Below are 26,444 nucleotides of genomic sequence, written 5' to 3'. Positions count from 1 at the left end.
AATGGAGGGTAATCATGAAATTTACGAATACATTTTCAGTCGCAGGTCGATGTGAGGAAACAGGCGCACTAGGGGTTATTGTTACATCGAGCAGTCCCTCTGTAGGTGCAAGATGTCCGTGGGCGAAGCAAGGCGTTGGAGCGATTTTAACGCAAAACGTGACGGACCCAAGATTAGCCAATATCGGTTTGAACGTATTGGAAAATGGTTTTGACGCGGAATCAGCAATTAATGCAATGAAGGAAACGACACCCTTCAGAGAATATCGTCAATTAGCCGTCGTTGATGCTAGCGGGAACTCGGCCGTTTTTACAGGTAATAAAGCTTTAGGGGTGCATGGAGAATTTGCCGCTAAAAACGTTGCAAGTATCGGGAATTTATTAAGTGATCCTGACATTCCAGAACAGATGGGTAAAACCTTTTTGGACGCATCAGGCACGTTGGCCGACCGGTTAATTGCTGCTATTTCTAAAGGGTTTGAAATGGGTGGAGAACTGGATCAAGAACATTCCATCGGTTTATTAGTTTATCAAGAGGATGCTTTCCCATTTGTAGATTTACGAGTGGATTACAGTGACCAACCACTTGAGGATTTGAAAAGAGCGTGGGAAATTTATGGCCCACAAGCTGAAGAGTATCGAATAAGAGCAATCACACCCGAAATTGCTCCGTCATATGGCGTTCTAGGCGATGAATAATTTACAAGATTAACAGTAAATAACATATGTAGTCATAGACATAACAATCTAAGGCTACATATTTTTTTTACAGATGCCCGTAATAGTGTAGAAATAATCATGTAAAGTAGCATGGAATCAGCGATAATTCTTGTTGTATCAGGAGTAAGTTAAAAGATTCTGATGTAACAATCAATACGATACAAAGAGGTGGCATATATGAGTGTTCGAAGTTTTCGTACGTACTACATCATTATTAGCACATTGTTGTTTTCGACGGTTCTGTTTCCGATATTTACCATTGGTAATAAAGCATATCCATTAATACTGGGGCTTCCATACAGTTTTTTCTGGATCATATTATGGATTGTCATTACTTTTATAGCAGTCCTCATTCTATATTTCATCGACCCAGATAAAGAGGAGGTATAAGTATATGGAACATTGGCAAATATCGATGTTAATTATGGTGTTGTATTTAGCTATTGCACTTATTGTAGGTGTATTGGCCGGTAGAGGTACGAACAAAGCTTCATTAGAAGAATTTACTACTGCAGGTAGAGGTTTAGGGTTATTCTTAACGTGGTTCTTAATGGGGGGTGCCATTTTTAGCGCCTTTTCATTTTTAGGTGCACCAGGATGGGCATTTACACGTGGAGCTCCTGCATTTTACATACTGGCATATTTAGCATTTTCGCTTTTGCCTTGGTATATTCTCGGTCCAAAGATCGGAAGAATTGGACGTAAATTCAATCTCTATTCGTTGGTCGGTTTTCTACAGACACGCTTTCGAAGTAAAGCACTTGGCATTCTTGTAGGATTCATTGCCTTCTTTGCTTGTATTCAGTATTTAGCTACACAATTACGGGGAATGGCTATTATTTTCAATATCATGACGGAAGGCAGAATTGCTTTTTGGTTTGGAGCTTTGGTTGCTTACGCTATTGTAGTTACGTATGTGGCAACAGGCGGATTACGTGCAGCCGCTTGGTCTGACGTGTTCCAAGGAGCATTAATGATTACGGTATCTTGGGTTGTAGGAATCATGATTGTAAAGAAAATGCACGGGACGACGAGCGAAATGTTTTCAAAACTTGCAGCAGCTGATCCTGATTTCCTGCGTATTGGAGTAGAGGGTTCAACAATGTCCACTACTGCCTTTACTTCGGTCATATTAGTTTCCGTCATCGGGTTTCTTATGTGGCCGCATATGTTCGCAAGATCTTATTCATCAAATGCAGTGACGATAAAAAAGACGGTCATCGCTTATCCGTTATTTGCCTTGTTAATTATCCCATTATTACTTGCAGGATTTGCCGCAGTTGGGGTTGTTGATATTGCTGCAGTTGGTGCATCCGATCAAATATTGCCTTACCTCATTACGACATTTTTATCCTTGCCAGGCTGGCTATATGGCCTTGTAGGTGCAGCAGCATTAGCCGCAGCGATGTCGAGTGCTGATGTCATTACACATAGTGCATCAATGGAATTTACAGATGGCGTTATTAAAAACATGTTTCCGAATTTATCAGATAAAGTGACGCTATTGATTATGCGAAGTGCTGTAGTACTGATTGGGGCTCTGGCATATTGTATCGCGGTATTCGGCGGGCAAGGCGTAGTAGCTTTATTATTAGGGGCCTATGGTTCGATCATTCAGTTTACGCCAGGTGTGCTAAGTGCATTGTATTGGAAACGCGTGACTACTAAAGGTGTATTTACAGGTATAATAGTGGGCTTCGCGGTCAATTTATACTTCCAATTATTTGCGTCGACTACACCGTTTGAAATACATCCTGGCCTTATTGGTTTAATTGCTAATACGATAGTAATGGTCGGGATCAGTTATGTGACAAAACCAGACACAAGTTCTGTAGTTGAAAGTTATGTGAATGATCAAAAAAAGACAAAACAAACGAAAGACCACAGTATGACACCTGACGCGTCGATAGATACTTATCAGTCATAGGGAGGACAAATAATGGTACAGATTCAGTTGCCGCGATTAGTTAATGATCTTGATAGCTATGCAGAATATGGTCGTGATGAACGTGGTGGAATTACACGACCAAGTTTTTCACCGGCAGATTTGGAAGTTCGGATACGCTTCATTAAAGAGTTACAAGATCTAGGGTTAGACATAACAATTGATGGCATTGCGAATATCTGGGGAAAGTTAAAAGGAAATGGAAAGAAAAAAGGAAGTATAGTCATTGGATCTCATTTGGACACAGTTCCGAACGGTGGGAAATATGATGGGGCCCTTGGTACACTTGTTGCAAAAGAGATTATTCGAACCATAATCGAAAACGATATAACTTTAGATCACGACTTGGAAATCGTCTCTTTCACTGCAGAAGAGTCAAATGACTTTGGTTTATCCACGCTAGGAAGCCGTGCATTTGTTGGTAAACTGTCAGGGGATGAACTACGTATGGCTACTGATTCCACAGGTCTTCTATTAAGTGATGCTTTGCAGAAAGTAGATGGGGATATCGAACGGATACATGAAATGGCATCGATGCATGAAGAGAAGAGAGTCTTCGTGGAGATGCATATCGAACAAGGAAAGCGCTTGGAGTCAAATAATAAATCAGTGGCAATCATTAACAGTCTGGTCGGCGTTTACAGAAGTAAAGTAACCGTAATCGGTGAAGCAAATCATTCGGGAACGACTATGATGCCACATCGTCACGATGCACTCGCCGCTGTTAGTGAGATGATTCTTGCAGTGGAACAGATTTGCGGAGAAGATGAAACGGATCTAGTTGGTACGGTAGGAAAATTGGACGTATTGCCGAATGCTGTAAATATCGTTCCCGGCCAAGTAGATTTCGTACTGGAGATTAGGGGAGAATGCCAAGAGCGTATGGACCAAGTAGTAGACAAGATTGAAACGAAGTGGAATGAAGTGACGCAACGACGTGAAGTGAAAATGAGCCAATCCATTTTACAGCAGCAAAAGCCTACTATGTTGGATGAAGAAATTGTCTCTATTTTACAAGAATCTACAGGGCGAATGTCTGTTCCTTATATGACGTTGCCGAGCATGGCGGTACATGATGCTGCCCATATGTCCCTCATTTCGAAATCGGCGATGATTTTTGTGAAAAGTATCGATGGGAAGAGTCATTGTCCCGAAGAATACAGTACACCCGAAGATATTAAAATTGCGAGTGATGTCATGTTACATGGTATTCTTGCGATTGATCAGCAGATGGATTAAATGATCTGGTTTCGCTTGTGGTGAACAGATGCTCTGATTCACCATAGATAATCAATTGTTGAAATCAATCTAGAAAGGGATGGATAGATGTGAAATATCGTATAGAAAGTGATTCTTTAGGAGAGAAACAGATTCCTGCAAACGCTTATTATGGTATACAAACAGCTAGAGCCCTAGATAACTTTCCGATTACGGGGGAGAAACCACATCCTGAATTGATTCGATCTATAGCAATCATTAAAAAAGTTGCTGCTAAAGCCAATGCGGAGATAGGACTGTTGGATAAATCCATCGCAGTAGCCATTGGAAAGTCCGCTCAGGAAATGGAATTGGGTATGTGGAATAATCAGATTGTAGTGGATACGATTCAGGGAGGTGCTGGCACTTCATTGAATATGAATGTTAATGAGGTACTTGCCAATCGTGCAATGGAGATATTGAAAAGTTCAAATGTCTCTGTTAGCCCAAACTCTCATGTCAATATGTCCCAGTCAACAAATGATGTTATCCCCACAGCAGTCCATCTTACCTTGCTAAAATTAGCAAAAGGCTTATGCGCAGGTTTGAACGCCTTGCATGAACAGTTAGTCATTAAAGAAGAGGAGTTTGAAAACGTTATCAAAATGGGGCGCACGCATTTGCAAGATGCCATCCCCATACGATTGGGTCAAGAATTTGGTGCTTATGCCTGTGTCATCCAACGCGATATACATCGTATTGAACAATCTGTACGGCAGTTAAATAAAATTAGTATTGGGGCAACTGCGATAGGAACGGGTCTGAATGCTAGAATTGATTATCGCGAAAAAGTGATGGAGTATTTAATAGAAGAAACAAACTATCCATTGGAAAAAGCAGAGAACTTAGTGGATATTACACAAAATACAGATCGTTATACAGAAATCTCTTCTGCTTTGAAAATCCTAGCTATCAATCTATCCAAAATTGCAAATGATTTACGTTTACTATCATCTGGCCCGTTAACCGGATTCAATGAAATTAATTTACCTGCCAGACAACCAGGTTCATCCATCATGCCAGGAAAAGTGAACCCTGTTATTCCAGAAGTCATTAATCAGATATCATTCCAGGTTATCGGAAATGACCATACCATTTCGCTAGCTTCTGAAGCAGGTCAATTAGAACTTAATGTGATGGGACCAGTTATTGTATCAAATTTATTAAAATCCCTCACGATGCTTACAAATGGTGTAGGTGTACTATCGGAGTATGCAATTAAAGGAATTACGGCAAATGTTGAACGTTGTAAAGAGTTAGTAGAATCAAGTGTTGGGATTGTAACTGCAATCAATCCGCACGTCAGTTATGAAATTGCATCTAAAGTTGCGAAGGAAGCACTTGTTACTGGGCAGTCAGTACGGTCGATTTGTATACGTCATGGATATCTGACCTCAGAAGAACTTGATATCATTTTGGATGCAAAGGAAATGACTGAACCCGGCATTGCCGGTTCAGCTCTACTAAAAAAAGCAGTGGGCATATCATAAAATAAGAACACCCCGCAAAACGATGTGAAATTGCTTTGTGGGGATTTTTTTAGAAAAGACGAAGAGTATATAAAAATGTAGAACTTTGGTGGGTTTTGTATAAAAATATAACATACTATCATATTCACCTTTTCTGATAAAATAAAGAAAAATACATTGACAATTATCAGAAAAAACACTATATTCGTAGTTGTAAGTTCATTTTAGGGTTATTTGAGGATAATTTCCTAATTGATTGTGTAGCAATTGAGGTAAGCGCTTACAATCTGTGGGTATCTTCTTTAATTTTTTTTAGCAATATTACGCAGGAAATAAGGAGGGATACAAAAAATCAACGATGTTACCACTTGCTTCGGATAAGTTCTACTTTTGCAATCCAGATTGTTTTAAATAATTCTAGGGGGAATGAAAATGACATTCGGAAAAACTAAGTTCCATGGATTTATTGCTATCTTCATGGCACTCACACTAATTCTAGCAGGGTGTTCATCGGAAGAAGGGACATCTTCAAAAGCTGAAGCATCTGACAAAGGTGAAACCATTCGAGTGGGTTTGCAAGCTCCAATGACCGGGGACAATGCCCAATATGGACAAGATATGAAAAATGGGGTTGATCTTGCTTTTAAAAAGGTTAATGCAGAAGGTGGAGTAAACGGCAAAAAGTTGGAGTTAGTCGTTGGGGATGATAAAGCGACACCATCAGAAGCAGTTGCCGTTGTGAACAAAATGATAATGAATGATAATGTTAAAGCGATAATTGGCGGCTATAATTCATCACCCACTTTAGCGGCTCAAGAGGTATCAAAAAATGCCAAGGCACTTCATGTTCACATGGGAGCAAGTCCGGAATTCACTACTTTAGATAATGACTATTTATTCCGTATCATCTTAACTGGTCAAGTGTATGTGCCAGCAGCATTAAAATATATGACTGAAGAAAAGGGAATCAAGAAAATTGCATCACTGTATGAAAATACTGATTATGGAATCACCATGTCCGAGTCTGCGAAAAAAGCAGCGGAATCTTTAGGTGTTGAGTTTATTGCAACGGAAACATATAACCCAGGGGATAAAAACTTCTCTTCCCAATTATCTAAAATAAAAAAATTGAAACCAGATGCCGTGATGATTGTAGGTCTCTACAACGAAGTGGCTTTAATTGCACAACAAGCAAAACAAGCGGGATTAGATGTTCAGTTTTTCTCACCTGATGACTCAATGTATTCTGAACAGTTGATTGAATTAGGTGGAGATGCAGTTGAAAATCATATCTTTGCATCTATGATTAACATGGAAATGGATACAGAGGCAATGAATGAATTTATTAAATTAAGTGAAGAGAATAATATCCAGCCTGAAGCGAATACAGCAATCGCCTATGACGCTGCAATGACTATTGCAAAAGCCTTTGAAGAGGGCGGAGATTCACCTGAAAAGGTCCGTGACGCATTGGCGAATATTCAGCTAGAAGGGACGACAGGATTAATTCAATTTGACGAAGATGGCGAACGCTCAAATGCCCCAATGATCATGCAAGTGAAAGACCAGAAGTTTATAATAATCCAGGAATAGGGTGATTATTTATGATTGTCGATCAATTAATAAATGGGATTGTCTTGGGAAGCGTTTATGCATTAATGGCAATCGGCTATACGATGGTTTGGAATGTCTTGCGATTCATCAACTTTGCACATGGTGAGGTATATATGGGAGGGGCATTTGTTGCCCTTACCACTATGTACCTAGGTGCTCCAGTTTGGTTGGCTTATACTTGTGGTATGTTGGCGGGTGCTCTATTAGGTTATTTAATGGAGAAACTGGTTTATAAGAAAATGCGTAGCGCTCCAAAATTAAACTTACTTATTGCGGCTATCGGTATTGCGATTGTTCTACAAAACTCCGCACAACTGATCTGGGGGGCTTCACCTGAAAGACTAGCCTCTCCTTTTCTTTCAAACAATATTAATATCGGTGGGATGATGGTCAATCAACATTATATTTTCATCATTATTGTAACGATCATTGTCATGTTCCTTCTTGAGTTTTTCATGAATCGTACATTAATGGGGAAAGCCGTGCAAGCAGCATCCCAAAACATTCAAGCGACTGAATTGATGGGTATAAATGCGAACAAAGTTATTTCGATTACATTTGCCATTGGATCGGGCGTTGGTGCGCTTGCTGGTATACTCGTCGGTCCTGTATTCCTTGTCTACCCAACAATGGGTGTATTTGCTGGACTTAAGGGTTTTACAGCATCCGTTATGGGTGGAATGGGTAATATACCTGGTGCGATGGTGGCGGGTTTAATGCTAGGTGTGCTTGAGAGTTTCGCTGCTGGCTTTATTTCTTCGGGCTATCGAGATGCGGTTGCTATGGTCATTTTATTAGTCATTTTACTGGCTCGTCCACAAGGAATCTTCGGTAAAGTCGTAGCAGAAAAAGTATAAAGGAGTAGAGGACATGGAACATATCAGAAAGTTGGGATATCGCAGGCTAGGATTGCTCATCGGAGTACTTGCCTTACTTATGATCCCCCTCGGAATAACGAATCCATACTTTATGTATGTCATTAATCTAATCCTGATTTATATACTTCTTGTACTAGGATTAGATTTACTCGTCGGTTATACAGGTCAAGTATCCATAGGTCATGGTGCATTTTTTGGAATAGGTGCATATATAGCGGCTATATTTTCTACAAAACTCGGTCTGTCCTTTTGGCTTACGTTACCAATCGCGATTTTGGCAACTGCCATCATCGGCTTCATCATCGGATTTATTGGACTAAAACTGATTGAAGAATACTTAGTAATGGCTACACTCGCATTCGGAACAATTATTTGGCTAGTTTTTCTGAATTGGACAGACGTGACAGGAGGGCCGATGGGAATTGCATTGATTCCACCACCGCCCGAAATGAATTTTGGTTTGTTTACACTTTCATTTACTCAGTACGCTGATTATTACCCGCTGTTACTGTTCTTTGTAATTGTAGCAATCATTATTACGAAATTGCTGATCAACTCTGGTTTTGGACGGTCTTGTACAGCCATTCGGGATGATGAATTAGCTGCACAGTCAATGGGGATTCCAGTATTTCGAACGAAAGTGATTATGTTTACTATTTCTGCTTCATATTGTGGAGCCGCGGGTACATTATATGCCCACTTCATTCATGTTGTTAGTCCTGAGACATTCAACTTCACAATGTCCGTCACCATTTTAACAATGGTCATGATCGGTGGACAAGGATCAATCATCGGTGCGGTATTAGGGGCATCGCTTCTGACAATCTTTTCTGAAGCATTACGTGCAGCACCAGAGTTACGCATGCTGATCTATGGATTGCTAATTGTCATCATGATGATGTTTTTCCCAAGAGGCATTATGGGGATTATCAGTTTTTATAGGAAATTAATTGAAAAACGAGCCCTATTAAAGAAGTTGAAAGGTGGAAAAGCAACTGTAGATGTAAAGAAAGAGGGGTTAGGCTATGAATAAAAAGAATCTGACGGATACAGCGATCTTAACCGTAGCGGGCCTTTCCAAATCTTTTGGAGGGGTCAAGGCAGTAAATGACCTTTCCTTCTCAGTGAAAAAAAACCACATACATGCCATCATAGGTCCTAATGGGGCTGGTAAGAGTACGTTATTTAACCTGATTACCGGAATTATACCTCCTGATGAAGGAGAGGTACGTTTTTTTACAACGGATATCACTTCATTGAGATCGGATCAGATTGCCAAGCATGGTGTTTCTAGAACCTTTCAAAATATACGCCTATTCCCGGATATGACAGTTTTCGAGACAGTTTTGATTGGAACCTATTTATTAACTGGCGCGAAGCTAGCTCCTGCCTTATTGCGAACGAAAGCATTTAGGGAAAATGAACGGGTCGCTAAACAACGTGTTGAAGAGATCTTGAAATTCGTAGGGCTATGGGATGTGCGAGATGAGTATGCAGCGCAGTTGTCATACGGTAATCAAAGAAGGGTTGAAATTGCTAGGGCGTTAGCAACGCAACCACAACTTTTACTGCTCGATGAACCGACTGCAGGGATGAATCCAAAAGAAACAAAGGAATTAATGGATTTATTTACGGCTGTAAATAATGAAGGCATTACGATTCTGATTATTGCACATGATATGAACTTAGTGAACACATTGTCAGACCATATTACAGTAATTAACTTTGGGGAGAAGCTTGTAGAAGGGACTGCCGATGTGATTCAAAAACACCCTGCAGTTATTGAAGCCTATATGGGGAAGGTGAAGGTAGATGCTTAAAGTACAAGGGTTAAACACGTATTATGGTCAAGTGTGTGCTTTAGAAGATATGAACATTCATGTGAAAGAACGGGAAGCGGTTTCCGTCATTGGTGCAAATGGGGCGGGTAAGAGCACTCTTCTAAAAAGTATTATGGGAGAAGTTCGTCCTAAAAGCGGAAAAATCACATTGGCCGACAAAACGATTACGAACGCAAGAACTTTTCGTTTAGTCAATCATGGGATGACATTAGTTCCTGAGGGAAGGCAAGTATTTCCGTACTTATCTGTTTGGGATAATTTACTTTTAGGCGGCTATACGCTAGGTACTAAAGAACGATTACAAATGGCTGAAGAAGTGTCGGAGCCCTTTCCCATTTTAAGAGATCGAAAAAATCAGATGGCTGGGTTATTATCCGGTGGAGAACAACAAATGTTGGCAATTGCCCGGGCAATGATGGTAAGTCCAAAACTATTATTGCTTGATGAGCCATCCATGGGATTATCACCTAGGCTCGTTTATGAAGTGTATGAAAAAATAACAGAACTGCACCAGCGAGGAACGACCATTTTACTAGTCGACCAAAATGCTGAAATGGCAATTGATTTCTGTGACCGTGCGTATGTTTTGATGGCGGGACGCCTCGTAGGTGAAGGGACAAAGGAAGAATTGAAAGATACGGAAATTGTGCAAAAATCCTACTTAGGTTAAATGACAAACATGCTAAAATAGTAGAAGGAATATTTTAATAGAATCGCAACCTCGCAAGTCGATCTGAAATCGGCATGTGAGGTTATTTTTTTGGAAGCGCACTACAAGTTTACTATTTTTATTACGTAATCAACTCTCTAAACTACTACCCTTGATTTAAGGGGTAGACTGATCCTGAAATGATTGCCTGGGGAATGACATAAGGTGAAAGGATTTCAAACGGCTGTTGCGTAACATCCGCTTGCAGTTAGGCGTCGACGTTTCGTGAGTTAGTTACTGTGTAATGATATTTTTCTAGAAGTTTAAAATCATTTGAAACTTTTCCTAAAATCTACCGTCTGTACGATACTTCAATACCAATGAAGGAATGTCTACCAGATTCAGAGAGGGAGAGATCAAATGAAGAAGAAACTATGTTCAGTACTAGGAGCACTTGTACTCGCATGCAGCCTACCTATATCTGGCACAGCAGCAAGCGAACAGCGATTTTCAGATGTGCCACCAACGAAGCACTTTGCGGAGGCGGTGAATAATTTTGCAGAACGTAACATAATCGGTGGCTACCCCGATGGTACGTATAAGCCAAGCAACTCCATCACGCGCGGACAAGCGGCTGCCATTATCACAAAGCTGATGAAATTAGACACGACGAATGTTAGGAACCCAGGATTTACAGATATCACACCAGCAAATGGTTACTACAAAGCAATCGCAGCCTTGGCGCAAGCAAATGTAATTGGTGGCTACGAAGATGGGCGGTACGGTCCTAATCATCCCATTACTCGCGAACAAATGGCTTCTATTTTAGTGAAAGCTTTTGATCTGCCGCGTTATCAAGCGATGAAAAACCCATTCACAGATGTGAAGAATCCTTCACACGCGAATAATATTTTAATCATTTATACACTCGGTATCACGACGGGTACGACTCCAGACACATACAGCCCAAAACATCCGATCACTAGAGGACAAGCGGCTAAAATGATGAAAGCTGCTGAAGAAGTGAAAACACCAATGGTTACGATCAAACCGAGTGATTTGGGGTGGGAGCGGATCCATTGGATAAACGCTAATCAGATGAATTCGGATGTATTCCAAGCGGTACTCCTAAACGGGAAGAATACACCAAACGGCTACACAGGCGATCGAGTCCAATTGATTCCGATGAAGGAAGGGACGGGTGCTATCAGCTTGGGGTATGGCTATCGCAACGAACCTGAAAATTTTAAAAAGTATTATGTAAAAGTCACAGATGTAAATGGTGAGTTGAAGTTGACTTTAGAACAGACGACTGATTATTTTCCAACAGAAGCAAGAATATCTATCGATCAAGATATACAAAACATTTCCCTTACTACAATGGATGGCAAGAAGCTATCTGACAATGTAGAGTATTCAACATGCAAAAGTGGCTACGGAACATGTATTCAAATGAACGAGGTGGGTCAGTACATCGCGACGATTCGTTTGACGGACGGAGAAGAAATACGCTATGGAATAGAAGTGAACCCTACAAGTACGTTTTTTTATGAAGTGGCAACGTTAAAAGAACAGCATATGGCGACGTATGCACAAGGAACGACTTTCGATATAGGAAAACATAAAATCCTAACGAAAGATTATGAGCAGATTGCAACGATCACTAGAGATCCTAGTACCAACTTGTTTACCGCACGACTCACTGGCGATAACGTAGGTTCGGTCGTGGTTGAATTCGAGCGCGGGGAACGTAGTGAATATTACCAGCAAACGGGCCTTAGGATTAATGTTCGTAAAATAGGCTCCATTATGAATATTGAAATACACAGTGATGGCTATTCGACGGATATTTAATCGTCTAACGTCTATAAAATAAATAGCAAAATACGAAAACCCTTCGATTCGTTTCGAAGGGTTTTCGTATGACGTTCAAATACTTCAGCCTCCCCCTCATTAACAGACTACACATTCTTTTATTTGTGAAACTCAATCCTTTTTCTGTAAAAAAGTCAAGTAATACGTGTTTTAAATATAGTATTTCACAATTAATTCACAATCCATTTTTCCTTATATTTGGGTTAAATTCTAATATTTTAATAAGGTTCTAATATTTAAAATGATTATAAGAACCTTTTGTGACAACGATTGTTAAGTGTTGACCTTTACATACGAGAAGAATAATATAGGTTTCACGAAAGCGCTCATTTACTTTAAATGTAATAAACAGTAACTCGATTTATTATTTTACAATAATAAAAGAAGTGTGAGCTCTTTACATACGAATAGAAAGAGGGGAGTACCCATTGAAAAAGAAGTGGTTATTAATTTCTAGTTTTCTCGTTATGATTTTATCCGGTTGCGATAATCCGTTGCTGATTTTTGACACCAAGGGACCACAGGCCAAAACGATTTCAGATACGATTATCTTTTCCATCATCGTGATGGCGGTGGTTTTATTTGTTGTCTATGTTCTTTTTACGTTTATGCTTGTGAAATACCGAGCCTCCAAAACGGATGATGAGTATGAGCCGCCATATGAAGAAGGTAGTAAATGGCTAGAAATTACGTGGATTACCATTCCAGTGATTATCGTCGTGATTTTATCTGTCGTAACGGTGCGCTCTACTATAGATGTAGAAAGTACACCAAAAGCCTATGCACATGAAAAACCATTGATTGTCTATGCATCTTCTTCTAACTGGAAATGGCACTTTAGCTATCCGGAAGAAGGGATTGAGACAGTAAACTATGTCAATATTCCAGAAGACCGTCCAATAGAATTTAAGCTGTATTCTTATGGACCGATCACAAGTTTATGGATTCCTCAGCTTGCCGGTCAAAAATACGCGATGAGTGATATGGTCACTACTATTCATCTAGTGGCTGATACACCCGGATCGTATATGGGGAAAAACTCGAACTTTAGTGGGAAAGACTTTGCGCATATGGAGTTTGAGGCGCAAGTTCTAACTGCTAAAGATTATGACGAATGGGTGCAAGATGTGAAAGATACGGCACCTACATTAACAGAAGAAGAGTTTACTCACTTGCTTGAACCTGGTGTATTGGGACGTAAAACGTATTCATCTACACATTTACAGTTCAGCCCAGCGCCTGAAGGAGAACACGCAGGACATCATCACGGGGATGACATGGACATGCATGGTGAACAGTAATTGAACTATAACCTCGAAAGGAGTCAACAGCTATGAAATGGGATGAATTTTTTGTCACGGGTGAGCCGATGATCTACGCAGCGATGGTAAGCATTGTACTCGTATCCATCGCAATCCCAGTAGGTCTTACATACTTTAAAAAGTGGGGATATTTGTGGCGTCACTGGCTGACTACAGTTGATCATAAAAAGATCGGTGTTATGTATATTATTGCTGCCCTGCTCATGCTGTTCCGTGGTGGCGTGGATGCTCTGTTAATGAGAGCCCAAACGGCTATACCAGATAATGGATTGCTTGACGGACAGCATTACAATGAAATTTTCACTACACACGGAATTATTATGATTTTATTCATGGCGATGCCTTTCATTATTGGGTTAATGAACGTTGTAATTCCGCTTCAAATTGGTGCGCGTGATGTGGCGTTCCCACGTCTAAATGCCGTCAGCTTCTGGCTCTTTTTCTTCGGAGCGATGCTCTTGAATATTTCATTCGTTATCGGAGGATCTCCTGATGCGGGTTGGACGGCGTATTTCCCACTTGCTAGTGTAGAATTTAGCCCAACTGTCGGGAATAACTACTATTCACTTGCCTTGCAAATTGCAGGAATAGGAACGCTGATGACGGGCATTAACTTCCTCGTAACAATTTTGAAAATGCGTGCACCGGGTATGAAGTTAATGAAGATGCCGATGTTTACATGGTCAATTTTGATCACAAGTATCATCATCGTTTTCGCTTTCCCTGTATTAACAGTAGCCCTTGCACTGATGATGCTTGACCGTCAATTTGGGACGCAGTTCTTTGCGATGCAAAATGGCGGGATGGACATGCTTTGGGCAAACTTGTTCTGGGTATGGGGCCATCCGGAAGTATACATTGTAATTTTGCCGGCGTTCGGTATTTACAGCGAGATCATTGCGACGTTCGCAAAGAAAAATTTATATGGTTATAAATCCATGGTGTACAGTATGGTCGCTATTTCTTTACTGTCATTCCTTGTATGGGTTCACCATTTCTATACGATGGGACATGGTGTCATGGTCAACAGCGTGTTCTCGATTACGACGATGGCGATTGCGATACCTACGGGTGTCAAAATATTTAACTGGCTCTTCACATTGCGGAAAGGGAAAATCAGTTTTACCACGCCCATGCTTTATTCGCTTGCATTCATACCGATCTTTACCATTGGTGGGGTAACGGGCGTTATGCTAGCCATGGCGAGTGCCGACTATCAATATCACAATACGATGTTCTTGGTCGCTCACTTCCATTATGTATTGATTCCAGGTACGGTATTTGCCGTAATTGCAGGCTTCCATTATTGGTTCCCGAAACTATTTGGCTTTAAATTAAATGAAAGACTTGGTAAATGGTCGTTTTGGTTTATCGCCATTTCATTCAATGTCACGTTCTTCCCACTTTTCATTCTCGGGTTGAACGGCATGACGCGCAGAATGTATACCTATTCTGAAAGTACAGGTTACGGTCCGTTGAATATGCTTTCAATGGTCGGTGCGCTCGGCTTAACGATTGGTTTCATCTTGCTTGTTTACAATATTTATTGGAGTACAAGATATCAGCCACGTGAAGTAACTGGTGACCCTTGGGATGCTCGTTCATTGGAATGGAGTACACCTAGTCCGGTACCGGAATATAACTTTGCAAAAGTACCAGTAATCGATACATTAGATGCGTTTTGGTACTCGAAAAAAGAGGGCAAACCGTTGACTGATGAAGACGATTATGAACCTATTCATATGCCAAACAATAATGGTCAGCCGTTCATCATGGGTGTGTTCTTCTTTTTCTTTGGATTCTTCATGGTCTTTAGCTGGTGGATTCCTGCGATCATTGCAGGCCTGTTCATCTTAGGAACGATGGCTTATCGTTCATTCGAAAAAGATCACGGACACTATATCTCTGTTGGGGAAATTGAACGGACTGAAAATGCTTTGAGAGGTGAGAAGGAATGAAAATAGATCACTCTTTGCCGCTTGAATATAGTACAGAAGAAAACAGGCTGAAAATTTTAGGGTTCTGGATCTTTTTGGGTGCGGAAATCGTATTGTTCTCTACACTTTTTGCGGTCTACTTTACGTTGCAACATAACGTCGGAAATGGGCCTGCAGGTAGTCATATTTTTGAACTTACCCCTGTGATGATCGAGACGATTGTATTACTTTCCAGTAGTTTTACCATTGGACTTGGTGTTCACGCGATGCGACTAGGGAATAAGAAAGCGATGATGACGTTCTTTGGAATTACCCTTCTTTTAGGATTGGTGTTCTTAGGTGTGGAAATTACAGAATTTGTTACCTATATACACGAAGGTGCGACTATGCAGACGAGCGCCTTCCTATCCGCTTTATTCACTTTGTTGGGAACACACGGGATGCACGTGACATTCGGTTTGCTGTGGGGCAGTGCGATCTTGATGCAAGTCAAAAAACGCGGGTTGACACCGGAAACGGCAAATAAATCATTTATCTTTTCCTTGTACTGGCACTTCTTGGATGTAGTCTGGATCTTCATTTTCAGCTTCGTCTATTTGAAAGGAATGATGTAATATGAAACAGCTGTTTCCCGTTCCACATGTGATTGGTTTTGTTTCCTCCTTACTCCTTTCACTAATTGCTCTTATTGTTGTCAAGTTCCATCTATCTTTTACGATGGGAATGACGATATTAGGTGTGACAGCACTAATCCAAGCAGCATTGCAGTTATTTCTCTTCATGCACGTAAATGAGAATGAAAACAAATCTGCATTGCTTACGAATATCGGTTATGCCTTGTTTGTCGGCCTAGTTACCATATTTGGTACACTGTTTGCGATGATGTGGGGATATCAAATGATTTGAATGAAAAAGCACCATGCAAACGCATGGTGCTTTTCTAATGATGATTTATAGGAAAGTTCATTGGACAGCGTTCTGTGTATGAAATGCCTGATTGGATTCACTCAGGCATATAGATAGAAGGTGATTTAGGATGAAAAGCGAATGAGTAAGGTAAGGAGGGAATGCACATGAATAGTAGACAAGAACATCCGAACGGGAATGCTGTGAAGAAAGAGTATATTGAAACATCCCTTAAAACGATTTTTAAGAAATTTGCCAACCAAAAAGACGTGTCTCTTATATACGGAGAACCAATTGAACATGGTTTGCAAAAGGTAGTACCTGTGGCAAAAGTTAAATATTCAGTTGGCGGTGGTGGTGACGGTAGCGGTGGGGAAGGTGGTGGCGGTAGTTTTTCCATTAAACCCGTTGGCGTATATGTTATCACACCAGACCAGGTGAAGTTTGAGCCTACTCGGGATGCGAAAAAACTAACCGTGTGGACAGTGGTGGTTGGTGGTATTTTAGGATTATGGGCGCTTCGGAAGGGAAAATGAACGATAGATTTGTGAAATTCAAAGGTTGGCTGTACAAAAATCAGAACGTTAAAAGCGTGTCCTCTAGTGTATAATAACCTAGAAGACACGCCCTTTTTATGAAACTATATAATAGAAGGGAATCTATCCAATTACATCAACGATCAATCAAACGTCAAAACAATTCGTCCGTTAATTTGGCCTTTAGCCATTTTATCAAGCACTGTATTGACTTCGGAAAGAGGAGCAGTTTCGATTTGAGCTTTCACTTTTCCGCGAGCAGCAAAATCCAGTGCTTCTTTCATGTCGATTCGCGTACCGACGATAGAGCCTTTGACTGTGACCGCGTTCAAAACTGTGTTGAAAATAGGAATTGGTAATTCATCATTTGGCAGTCCAACTGCAACCAACGTGCCTCCGCGCTTGACGGAACGGTATGCTTGCTCAAAGGGTACTTTTGCAACCGCGACGCTGATAGCTGCTTGTGCGCCACCGACTTGTTGCTGAATCGCTTCGGCAGGATCTTGGTTTTTGCCATTTATCGTAATGTCGGCTCCTAGTTTCTTAGCAAGTTCTAACTTTTCATCTGCAATGTCCACGGCAATGACATTGAAGCCCATCGCTTTAGCGTATTGCAGTGCGACGTGACCTAGTCCACCGATACCGTAAATAGCAACCCAGTCTCCTGGCTTCGCTTCCGATACTTTCAACGCTTTATATGTCGTCACACCTGCACAAAGAATCGGCGCTGCGTCAACAGAACTTAAATTATCAGGAATTTTCGCTACGTAATCCGCAGCAGCGAGGCAATATTCCGCGTAGCCACCATCGACTGAATACCCACCGTTTTCTTGCGCGTGACAAAGTGTCTCTTTACCTTCTAGACAATAATCACACTCACCACATGCAGAGTATAGCCAAGGAATCCCCACACGGTCTCCAACTTTCACGGATGTTACATTCGGTCCGATCGCTTCTACCACACCGACACCTTCGTGGCCTGGAATCAAGGGAAGTTTTGGTTTAACAGGCCAGTCGCCGTTGATTGCATGTAAATCAGTATGACAGACGCCACAAGCTTCCAATTTAACTAGGGCTTGACCGATACCTGGTATTGGTTTTGGCGTATCCTCGATTTGTAACTCCGTTTGGAATTCCTTAATGATTGCTGCTTTCATAGTCGTTTGTTCTACTGTTCCTTGTGCGTTCTTACTTTCGATAGCTGATTTCATGAATGATTCCTCCCTTTTCTTGTGTACAACTTTACATAGTGCAAGAAGCATGCCGATTATGAAAGCGCGTTACTATAGGGTGTTTGTTTGAAAAACAATCATGATGTTACGTCAAACGTGATAGCTTAAACATTCCCAATCATTTGACGTGCGGACCCTTTTAATAAGGGCGCTTTATACGCTGGACACTAGCGTTGTTAACTATCCCTCAAAACAGGACTCTCTGAGTATAGCAAGGCTTTAAATAATTGTAAACTATTATCCAAAATATACATAAATCGACATTTGTGTACGCGATTTCTGTCTCCGTGCTTTTTTCATTTCATTGCGTGCCGGTATGTTTGCATGTGTGCAGGGAATGCTAAGTGAATAGGAGGGTGAACGTGATGAATGCTTGTTGTTCAGAAAGTTGGCAAGAAGATCCGACGCCAGAAAGTCAGCAAGCATCTAGGAGGGTTTGAGGAGAAGGGAATCCACTAGTTTGCGGAACGCGGCAAACGTTGCGAAAGACTGTATCGAAAGTTGGATTGGATGAAGAATTGCTTTATGTGACCTATGTTCTGAAAAGGCGACCGCTTCGTACATACGATAAAGAGTAAGTTCACTCCATCTGCATTCATCATCTAGAAGTCTAATTGCAACAGCAACAACCTTCTATCGTAGTCTGTTTAGGAAATGTAGCGGTTCAATCGTTTTTTCGAAATCCGGAAGTGGATGTCAAAGGATTACGTGGGCAGTGGCATAAAATAAGAGGATTTCAAACTGCTGTTGTCTATCATCCGCTTGCGGTAAGGCACCGGCCGAATTTAGCACCTCTGTTTGAGGAAGATTTATTGTTTGTGGCGGAGATGTTTCGTGAGGTAGATACATCTAATGGTAAACGTAAATAAAGCGCAGTTGGGATACCACTGTACACTATCAACTATATCTACCTGTGTAAAGGACAAACGTGAATGTTTAAACAAACACGAAAATTTCTTGCGCAGGTAGCTTTAATTATTATTCTCACTCTGTCCACTTTTTACCCCTAACCTTCTATATAGAAAGAAAAAGGGGTTTTCTAAATGACACACTACTTAACGAAGCACGCAAGATTTACAAACCAAATAGAACTACATGCAGCAGTACACGAGCATATCGATATGCACTGGAGAGCTATTAACAAAACGGATCGCACGGTATTGGAATTGCTTCATAGTTGTTCCGTTGACTATTTAGCAGCACATATAAGTCATCAGGAGATGCAAAAAAAATTAAAAATGTCGAATTCAACTGTGCGACGGACGCTCCGAAAGCTAGAGAAATTACGCATCATTCAGCGGATCCCGTTTGTAAAACCCGAGTTAAGCGGCTTAGGGGCAAATATTTATGTGATTTTGCCTGTGGCTGTCTAAAGAAAAGAGGAGGGTAAGAAGACGGTACCTATGTGGAAAACAAACACAAGGCTTTTTTGTAGGGGTACTTTTTAAAAATTTCGTTATAGGTTTTCTACATATGTAATCGCTATTGCTATGATGTTAATTACCGATTTGCCATTGAAAAATTTATCTGCATGATTTTTTGAAAAATGACCATTCTATAGGTAACAGGAGGTGAAAGACATGCCAAACAACAACAGTGGTAACAACTCAAATCAACTTTTAGTTCCAGGTGTACAACAAGCAATTAACCAAATGAAAGAAGAAATTGCATCTGAATTTGGCGTACAACTTGGACCTGATTCCACATCGCGTGCCAACGGATCCGTCGGCGGAGAAATAACTAAGCGATTAGTGCGTCAGGCTCAACAACAAATGAACGGTTATACAAAGTAAGTTTTCATTGAACGGCTATGCATTATACCGTTTGGTCAATGAAAAGGAATCCTCAAACCTGATTTCTAGGTTTGAGGATTTTCTTGTTTTAAACTCAACGTAAGCATCAAATAGTGAACACGTTGTTTTTACAAAAGAACATGCCATTCCGACAAAAGTCAGGATGGCATGTTCTATAAGTTGAGCTTGATTCATTGCGTAGGATTCTAACATAAATAAGATTTTACCTTTGCTACTTCAGCGTTCGGAAGCTTGTCCGTTTCCAGGCGCGGCATTGCCTTCAATACGTGCTTTCGGGTCCTACTTATAAAGTGATTGTTCAGATAGAAAAATGTCAACAACACTACGTACAAAATACAATTATTGCACTTAAGATTACATTTCATTTGGTTAAAAAAACACTTGAAAAAATCAAGCGTTAGTAAACTGATGCTATTGTATCCAAAGTTTAAATAATCCTTCTGCTACCCCTAAGCTGTACATGTAATAAACCCCAAACGATACACTTATTACCCCAATAATTTGGGTGAGTGTTTTATTTAGGTTTAGCTTTTTAGCACTAAATACAAATGGAATCCCGATAATTGTAGTAAAGAAAAGCATACCAATAACTGTTCCTGCACCAAATATCAGGATATAAATTGCGCCTTCCCATGCGCTTTTAACGGTACTCATCGTTAGTAGAACCATAGCACCACTTCCCGCTAGACCGTGAACCAAGCCAATCAACATGGATTTTACATATGAAACGTTTTTATGTTGGTGATTATGCCCATGTTGGCCTTTATGTTCTTCCCCAGCATGCCCATGTGTATGGATTTTTTTGAGAGAAAGGATAGTTGTAATACCAAGATAAACAAGCATTATTCCTACTAAAAATTCTAAGGACATAGCCCATTTCTCTGGTATGTCACCTTTCAAAAAAATAAGGATAATACCTACAATAAATAATGTTGCAGTATGACCAATGCCCCAAAATACTCCAGCTAACGAGGAACGTGATAACTTTTTACTTTGACTAGCAATCGTAGATACAGCAATTACATGGTCTGGCTCAATTGCATGTTTGATTCCAAGAACAAATCCTAAAGATAGTATAGATAGAAAACCTACCTCCATTAATAAACCTCCTTAAATACGCTACACGTTGCGATTCTAAACACCATTTGAACTGTGTATAGAACTTTAACATTCTAACATAATTTATTTACATGATGTTAGAATATTTTTTCTTTATACACTGGTGAGATGAAGCGAAAAGAGTACTGAAATAGTTCGTTTAAGTGAATACAGCAGTTACAAAGGAGGAAGGTTATAGCTCCTACCGGTGAGATCGCATGGCGGCCCGATGAAGAACTAGCACAATCCTCTGATCACACACCTTATTTTTCCCCAGAAATTCGTTCACTACTATCCACTTCCTGACCAGCCAATCGTTTCTCAAATGTTTTACGCCAGCTTGGAGACAATTCATCTACTTCTAGTAAGCGACGGATGCCGTCAACGTTTTGTTTATCATGATGCATCAAGCGATTCGCTTCGGCAACCGTAATCGCTTGTGCTTGGCGTGTTAATGGAAGTAACGTATCTAGTGGAGAGACGATTCCTTCTTGTAGCACACGGAAATAGAATCCCGTATAACCCGTGTTTTGTACGAGAAGCGGCATGTCTTTTCGTTCATAGACGAGCGCTAATTTAAAACATGGCTGACGCGGCTGGCTTACTTGGACAATTGCTGAACCTAATTGAAATGAATCGCCAATACAGACGTCCTCTTCTGTCAATCCTTGCAACGTCAAATTTTCACCAAATGCACTGGAGGGAAGTTTCCTTTCCAATGTACTTTCCCAATAGGCATAATGCGAAAAAGGATAGACACAAACCGCTTTATGAACACCTCCGTGATGCACTAAATCCCCTTGACCGTCTCCCGTGAAGTTCACTTCAGATAAAAAAACTGGTTCATGTATTCGCTCTTTAAAAAATCCAGTCGTCACGGATTTCTTTCCAAAGTTCATATCTTTGGGTGTTCCTACATTCAATGAAAGAATTTTAAAACCTTTCATAGCATTCACCTCCAAAATTTCTGCGTTTTTTGTTTGAATTCAAGTGTACCATTAACCTTGTTTTTACTCCTTCTTAGCAACCAAACGAGCGAACCTATTCTCTGAAAACGAAGTATTTGAATCCAGTATTTGCAGAAATACGTATCCAAAATAAAAAACTACAAAAATTGAAAATCACCCTCTAAAACACCAACTAAATTCAATTTTGAAAAACCACAGCGTGATACCTATCCACTTTGCACTCCCGAAAAATTGAATTTTCCTGTTTTGACGAATCGAATCCATCTCCACTACACTCATGGAAACAACGAGTGTTATTCACTCGTCTGGAATAAAAAAATGATACAATAAAATTAACAGAATTCGAGGTAGAAGCGTATGGATTCTAATTCACGTGTATTGAAACGGTTACCACTGGCACGTTTGATGGACCTAAAAGTAGATTATGCATTCAAGCAATTGTTCGGAATTGAACGCAATAAAAGAATTACGGTCGTCTTTCTGAATGCAATCTTGAAGCGAACAGGTAGGAATCGGATCAAGGATATTTCGTTCACTACGACTGAGGCCGGTGGGGAACATGAAGAGGATAAGCAATCACGGCTGGATTTATTAGTTGTGACAGATGCAGGAGAATGGATCAATGTCGAAATGCAGTTTACCAATAAATATGATATGGTGAATCGTTCTATTTATTATTGGGCGGATGTCTATCGGAAGCCGATGAAACATCGAATGGGTTATAAGGAATTGAATCCTGTCATTGCGATTAATATCTTGAATTTCGGTCTGTTCGATCAGACCGAAAAGTTTCATACGACGTATCATTTATATGAAGATGAAGAACGGTTCAAGTTGACGAATATTATGGAATTTCATTTTATTGAAATGGACAAATTGATACGTGATTGGAAAGAAGAGAAGTTGAATCCTTGGGACGATGTGTTGGCAAAGTGGTTGTTACTGCTTGGAACTGTGGATAAACGGAAAGGGAAAGTCTATGATGATATTTTTAAGGAATTGGAGGAAATCGCCATGAATGATGAAACACTTCGTTCGGCTTTTGAAAGTTGGGAAGCGTTAAGTGGCACACCGGCGGAAGTTTTTGCATATGAATCTAGATTGAAGCGGGTACTAGATGAGGAGGCGGCTGTGCGGGAGGCTGAATTGCGAATGAAAGAAGCAGAATTAAGGGTACAAGAAGCAGACTTGAAGGCACAAGAAGCAGACTTGAAGGCACAAGAAGCAGACTTGAAGGCACAAGAAGCAGACTTGAAGGCACAAGAAGCAGACTTGAAGGCACAAGAAGCAGACTTGAAGGTACAAGAAGCAGACTTGAAGGTACAAGAAGCAGACTCGAAGGTACAAGAAGCGACGTGTGAGGTGCAAGAAGAAAAGCGTATGGCTCAAGAAGAGAGAATTAAAACCGTTCGTAATTTTTTAGCAATGGGTGTGGAAGTGGAGAAGATCGCTGAAGCGATGGAACTTGATCAGCAAGTAATTCTCGCTATCCAAGCAGACATGGATCATGCGTGACGAGTAATGAATGTCCATCTCATTGTCTACCAGTATGTTTGCAATGGTGCAGGGAATACTGAATAGCTAGGAGGCTGAACGTGATGAATTCTAGTTGTTCAGAAAGATGGCGTGAAGATCCGACGCCAGAAAGTCAGCAAGCATGCCAAGAGTGTGGGCTGTACCTTCAAGGTTCCCGAATGATTTGGGGGGAAGGAAATCCAAAAGCACCGATTATGATCATTCTTGATAATCCGGGTGCACGTGAAGATCGGGAAGGGAACCGGATAGTTTGTGGAACGAGGCAAACGCTGCGACACGCTATATCCGCGGTTGGTTTGGATGAAGAGTTGATTTATGTGACGTATGTTTTGAAAAGGCGACCGCTTCGTACATATGATAAAGAGCAGGTACGGTCGATTTGCATTCATCATCTAGAAGCGCAATTACAACAGCAACAACCTTCACTTGTCGTTTGTTTAGGTAATGTGGCGGTTCAATCATTTTTTCAAAATCCTGAAGTAGATGTCAAGAGGTTACGCGGGGAATGGCATAAGGTGAGGGGATTTCAAACCACTGTGGCGTATCATCCACTTGCGGTAAGGCGGCGGCCGAATCTAGCGGCTATGTTTAAGGAGGATTTATCGTTTGTGGCGGAGGCGTTTCGTGAAATGCACTAATAAAGAGCGTATCCTCTAGGCAACTTACTAACCTAGAAAGCACGCTCTTTTTATATAATGGAATCCATCATACTCACATCAACTATTAATCACAGGTGGTATGCCAAGAAAAATGCTTCATGAATGAAGAGTAAAAGTACCTGCGTGGGAAATAATCGTGAATGTGTATCCAGACACGAAAGTTTCCTGCGCAGGTATTTCTATAACTTGTCTAGTATAGGAACCTGTTTACTTGGTTTTTATTTGCCTATTCGGAACTTATGGGCAAACATTAAGAAGACTGGAAAGATCAAACGAGCCAATAAAATGAGCGACATTATTTGTACAAGCTGTATTTCCTACATTACCACACGTAAACGAACTAGAAACTGAGGATTTCAGTACATTAAACGAACGTATGGTTATACAATTTGCCGCTATATTACAAGCGATTGTTTCTGCTGCTGCATAGGCTTCATCTTCAGAAGCAGAACAAAAAATGATATTATCAACGAAAATTGTATCATGACAACAGATGAAAGCACTACCTGTTGATTCACCCGGCGTACATCTAGGTAAACCAGGAGGGTTAGCTGGAGGTTCATTATCAATACCGCATGGAGTTGTTACGGCTACGTTAAACATTACAGGGATATATCCTCTTACTCTAACTTGAAAGACGGGGATAGGAGTGGAAACTCCACAAATTGAAGTTGAAACAGTACATTCTTCAACATCAACACATAACCCATCTTGATTATATGCCAAACGAGTATCAAGCCTCTGAATTGTGGATGGTAGTGAAAAACCATTTGGTACGTTTGACACACAACAAAAAGGAACGATTTTGTTAACTGTACCGCATGCAACCACTTGATTTACCCCAACTTCCATATAGTCTAATCCCATTTCTTCCTGGACTTCCTCATTGCGAACTTCTTTTTTCATTCAATCTCTCTCCTTTAATACTATTTGTCTTTCAAAGCTATAGTATTCAAGCTAACGTACACATTGGTAGGCCTGTGGTTTATGTGGTTTAAAAAAAGAAAGTCGTCCTATTTAAGAAGGCATCTGCTTCCAACACGGTTCAAAAAATCATTGAAAACTGGTAATTTAACGATGAAGATAGAAGCTTACTAAAGCAATGAAATAGGACAAAAAAGTAGCTCTCGTTATCCAAATAGATACGCTTCATCTCCTATTCTGGACGAACGTATACTTTGAAGTTGTCAATCCCCATCTTTTTGTCACTTTTACGCGCTTTCATTTATCCAAGTTATAAGCTCGTTTTTCCTTGTAAGTCGTCTTCATGCTATAATAAACACATTCTATATAACTTACCAACGTATGTGTTGATTGATGGAGGGAATCCCAAATGAAAACCGATACCAAACTACAAAAAGAAGCAATGAAAGTCTTAAAAGAGACAAGCCGTACATTCTATATTCCAATCAAACTTCTTGAACCAAACGTCAGAGAAGCTGTCGCATCTGCCTATCTATGCATGCGCGCAATCGACGAAATCGAAGACCATGAACAACTAGATGTGACCATTGTGATTGACTTACTCAATAAAGTGAGCGATATTCTTGAACATAAAATTCAAACAGAAGAACCAATCGCTGGTGCACTTGACGAACTATTCGCACCGTACCGCGACCAACTTCCAGAAGTTACATTACGTCTAGCAGACTGGGTAGACTTCTGTCCCGGCACTGTTACAAACAAAGTGCTAGAATCCACTGCCATTATGGGTAGAGGAATGGCGGAGTGGGCAGGGAAGGGTTGGGTAGTAGAGACGCGTGAAGACCTCGACGATTACACGTACTATGTTGCAGGTTTAGTCGGCGTCATGTTAGCCGACATTTGGCGCTGGTATGATGGTACGGAAACAGATAGAGAATTGGCGATTGGATTCGGCCGCGGTTTGCAATCAGTCAATATTTTGCGCAATTATAAAGAAGACGCAGTACGTGACGTAAACTTCTTCCCGAATGATTGGAAATTGCCTGAAATGTTTAGTTATGCAGAAGAGAACTTGGCTTTAGCTGATAAGTATATTGAAGATATTCAGACGAAGACCATCCTGAATTTCTGTAATATACCTTTGGCACTTGCACACGGTACACTCGATGCGCTAAAAGAAGGACGCGAGAAGATGTCTCGACTTGAAGTGCTGGCGGTCGTTAATAAAGCGAGGCAGTAGTTCTCTAGTTAATATTCGAATGGAT

26 protein-coding genes are annotated in these 26,444 nt (G+C 40.6%); 22 read left to right on the top strand and 4 right to left on the bottom strand.

Annotated elements, in window-relative coordinates; all coding sequences use genetic code 11:
- Window positions 1–14: 14 nt before the first annotated feature.
- The 16 genes from CSV79_RS08570 (at window position 15) to CSV79_RS08495 (ending at window position 16,948) form a co-directional block, all read left to right on the top strand.
- Entirely contained in the window at window positions 15–698 is a 684-nt protein-coding gene (locus CSV79_RS08570) for a DUF1028 domain-containing protein (protein WP_099688631.1), read from the top strand.
- A gap of 198 nt (window positions 699–896) precedes the next feature.
- Window positions 897–1,109, top strand: a complete 213-nt coding sequence (locus CSV79_RS08565; protein WP_099688630.1) for a hypothetical protein — start codon at window positions 897–899, stop codon at window positions 1,107–1,109.
- Window positions 1,110–1,113: 4 nt separating this feature from the next.
- Window positions 1,114–2,646 (top strand): sodium:solute symporter family protein, encoded by a 1,533-nt coding sequence (locus CSV79_RS08560; RefSeq protein WP_233201407.1) that lies wholly within the window; start codon window positions 1,114–1,116, stop codon window positions 2,644–2,646.
- A gap of 12 nt (window positions 2,647–2,658) precedes the next feature.
- Window positions 2,659–3,903 carry a Zn-dependent hydrolase gene (locus CSV79_RS08555; protein WP_233201406.1) on the top strand — a complete coding sequence of 415 codons (1,245 nt, stop codon included), beginning with the start codon at window positions 2,659–2,661 and terminating at the stop codon, window positions 3,901–3,903.
- An 89-nt stretch (window positions 3,904–3,992) separates the two neighbouring features.
- Window positions 3,993–5,411, top strand: coding sequence for an aspartate ammonia-lyase (locus CSV79_RS08550; RefSeq protein WP_099688628.1), 1,419 nt, complete (start codon window positions 3,993–3,995; stop codon window positions 5,409–5,411).
- A gap of 411 nt (window positions 5,412–5,822) precedes the next feature.
- A complete protein-coding gene (locus CSV79_RS08545; RefSeq protein WP_099688627.1) occupies window positions 5,823–6,983 on the top strand; it encodes an ABC transporter substrate-binding protein in 1,161 nt (386 codons plus the stop codon).
- Between the two features lie 11 nt (window positions 6,984–6,994).
- Window positions 6,995–7,861 carry a branched-chain amino acid ABC transporter permease gene (locus tag CSV79_RS08540; RefSeq protein WP_099688626.1) on the top strand — a complete coding sequence of 289 codons (867 nt, stop codon included), beginning with the start codon at window positions 6,995–6,997 and terminating at the stop codon, window positions 7,859–7,861.
- A gap of 13 nt (window positions 7,862–7,874) precedes the next feature.
- The gene (locus CSV79_RS08535; RefSeq protein ID WP_099688625.1) at window positions 7,875–8,915 is read left to right on the top strand and encodes a branched-chain amino acid ABC transporter permease; all 1,041 of its coding nucleotides are present in this window, start codon (window positions 7,875–7,877) and stop codon (window positions 8,913–8,915) included.
- Window positions 8,908–9,702: an ABC transporter ATP-binding protein gene (locus CSV79_RS08530; RefSeq protein WP_099688624.1), complete on the top strand. Its 795-nt coding sequence runs from the start codon at window positions 8,908–8,910 to the stop codon at window positions 9,700–9,702. The genes CSV79_RS08535 and CSV79_RS08530 overlap by 8 nt, the downstream gene beginning before the upstream one ends.
- Window positions 9,695–10,393, top strand: a complete 699-nt coding sequence (locus CSV79_RS08525; protein WP_099688623.1) for an ABC transporter ATP-binding protein — start codon at window positions 9,695–9,697, stop codon at window positions 10,391–10,393. Before CSV79_RS08530 ends, CSV79_RS08525 begins: the two co-directional genes overlap by 8 nt.
- A 399-nt stretch (window positions 10,394–10,792) precedes the next feature.
- Complete coding sequence (locus CSV79_RS08520) at window positions 10,793–12,226, top strand: S-layer homology domain-containing protein (protein WP_099688622.1); 1,434 nt, start codon at window positions 10,793–10,795, stop codon at window positions 12,224–12,226.
- 449 nt (window positions 12,227–12,675) lie between these two features.
- Entirely contained in the window at window positions 12,676–13,548 is an 873-nt protein-coding gene (gene qoxA / locus CSV79_RS08515) for a cytochrome aa3 quinol oxidase subunit II (protein WP_199171894.1), read from the top strand.
- A gap of 32 nt (window positions 13,549–13,580) precedes the next feature.
- Window positions 13,581–15,527, top strand: coding sequence for a cytochrome aa3 quinol oxidase subunit I (gene qoxB, locus CSV79_RS08510; RefSeq protein ID WP_099688621.1), 1,947 nt, complete (start codon window positions 13,581–13,583; stop codon window positions 15,525–15,527).
- The gene (qoxC, locus tag CSV79_RS08505; RefSeq protein ID WP_099688620.1) at window positions 15,524–16,120 is read left to right on the top strand and encodes a cytochrome aa3 quinol oxidase subunit III; all 597 of its coding nucleotides are present in this window, start codon (window positions 15,524–15,526) and stop codon (window positions 16,118–16,120) included. The genes qoxB and qoxC overlap by 4 nt, the downstream gene beginning before the upstream one ends.
- Before the next feature lies 1 nt (window position 16,121).
- Window positions 16,122–16,412 (top strand): cytochrome aa3 quinol oxidase subunit IV, encoded by a 291-nt coding sequence (qoxD, locus tag CSV79_RS08500; protein ID WP_099688619.1) that lies wholly within the window; start codon window positions 16,122–16,124, stop codon window positions 16,410–16,412.
- 167 nt (window positions 16,413–16,579) lie between these two features.
- The gene (locus CSV79_RS08495) at window positions 16,580–16,948 is read left to right on the top strand and encodes a spore germination protein GerW family protein (protein ID WP_099688618.1); all 369 of its coding nucleotides are present in this window, start codon (window positions 16,580–16,582) and stop codon (window positions 16,946–16,948) included.
- A gap of 143 nt (window positions 16,949–17,091) precedes the next feature.
- Here CSV79_RS08495 and adhP read toward each other — a convergent pair whose 3' ends face one another.
- A complete protein-coding gene (gene adhP / locus CSV79_RS08490; RefSeq protein ID WP_099688651.1) occupies window positions 17,092–18,105 on the bottom strand; it encodes an alcohol dehydrogenase AdhP in 1,014 nt (337 codons plus the stop codon).
- 689 nt (window positions 18,106–18,794) lie between these two features.
- Between adhP and CSV79_RS17090 the strand changes: the two genes are divergently transcribed.
- The 3 genes from CSV79_RS17090 to CSV79_RS08475 all read left to right on the top strand — a co-directional run bounded on the left by CSV79_RS17090 (window position 18,795) and on the right by CSV79_RS08475 (window position 19,973).
- Complete coding sequence (locus CSV79_RS17090; protein ID WP_233201405.1) at window positions 18,795–19,049, top strand: uracil-DNA glycosylase family protein; 255 nt, start codon at window positions 18,795–18,797, stop codon at window positions 19,047–19,049.
- A gap of 174 nt (window positions 19,050–19,223) precedes the next feature.
- On the top strand, window positions 19,224–19,553 hold the full coding sequence (locus tag CSV79_RS08480; protein WP_099688617.1) for a winged helix-turn-helix transcriptional regulator: 330 nt from the start codon (window positions 19,224–19,226) through the stop codon (window positions 19,551–19,553).
- A 207-nt stretch (window positions 19,554–19,760) separates the two neighbouring features.
- Window positions 19,761–19,973, top strand: coding sequence for an alpha/beta-type small acid-soluble spore protein (locus CSV79_RS08475; protein WP_099688616.1), 213 nt, complete (start codon window positions 19,761–19,763; stop codon window positions 19,971–19,973).
- Between the two features lie 432 nt (window positions 19,974–20,405).
- Here CSV79_RS08475 and CSV79_RS08470 read toward each other — a convergent pair whose 3' ends face one another.
- Both CSV79_RS08470 and CSV79_RS08465 read right to left on the bottom strand, forming a co-directional pair.
- Window positions 20,406–21,092 (bottom strand): urease accessory protein UreH domain-containing protein, encoded by a 687-nt coding sequence (locus CSV79_RS08470; protein ID WP_099688615.1) that lies wholly within the window; start codon window positions 21,090–21,092, stop codon window positions 20,406–20,408.
- Window positions 21,093–21,355: 263 nt separating this feature from the next.
- Window positions 21,356–22,039: an MOSC domain-containing protein gene (locus tag CSV79_RS08465; RefSeq protein ID WP_099688614.1), complete on the bottom strand. Its 684-nt coding sequence runs from the start codon at window positions 22,037–22,039 to the stop codon at window positions 21,356–21,358.
- 378 nt (window positions 22,040–22,417) lie between these two features.
- Here CSV79_RS08465 and CSV79_RS08460 point away from each other — a divergent pair, with 378 nt between their 5' ends.
- Together CSV79_RS08460 and CSV79_RS08455 are read left to right on the top strand one after the other, a co-directional pair.
- Entirely contained in the window at window positions 22,418–23,575 is a 1,158-nt protein-coding gene (locus CSV79_RS08460) for an Rpn family recombination-promoting nuclease/putative transposase (protein WP_099688613.1), read from the top strand.
- Between the two features lie 83 nt (window positions 23,576–23,658).
- A complete protein-coding gene (locus CSV79_RS08455; RefSeq protein ID WP_099688612.1) occupies window positions 23,659–24,234 on the top strand; it encodes a uracil-DNA glycosylase in 576 nt (191 codons plus the stop codon).
- A gap of 258 nt (window positions 24,235–24,492) precedes the next feature.
- On the opposite strand, the gene CSV79_RS08450 is transcribed toward CSV79_RS08455, so the two are convergent.
- Window positions 24,493–25,161 (bottom strand): hypothetical protein, encoded by a 669-nt coding sequence (locus tag CSV79_RS08450; RefSeq protein WP_099688611.1) that lies wholly within the window; start codon window positions 25,159–25,161, stop codon window positions 24,493–24,495.
- 427 nt (window positions 25,162–25,588) lie between these two features.
- Here CSV79_RS08450 and CSV79_RS08445 point away from each other — a divergent pair, with 427 nt between their 5' ends.
- Entirely contained in the window at window positions 25,589–26,419 is an 831-nt protein-coding gene (locus tag CSV79_RS08445; protein WP_099688610.1) for a squalene/phytoene synthase family protein, read from the top strand.
- The last annotated feature ends 25 nt before the right edge of the window (window positions 26,420–26,444 follow it).

The sequence above is a fragment of the Sporosarcina sp. P13 genome (genome assembly GCF_002743055.1).
In the GTDB taxonomy this organism is placed as follows: Bacteria; Bacillota; Bacilli; order Bacillales_A; family Planococcaceae; genus Sporosarcina.
The sequence above is the reverse complement of the archived record's forward strand: the minus strand, read 5'-3'. Positions and strand labels throughout refer to the sequence as shown.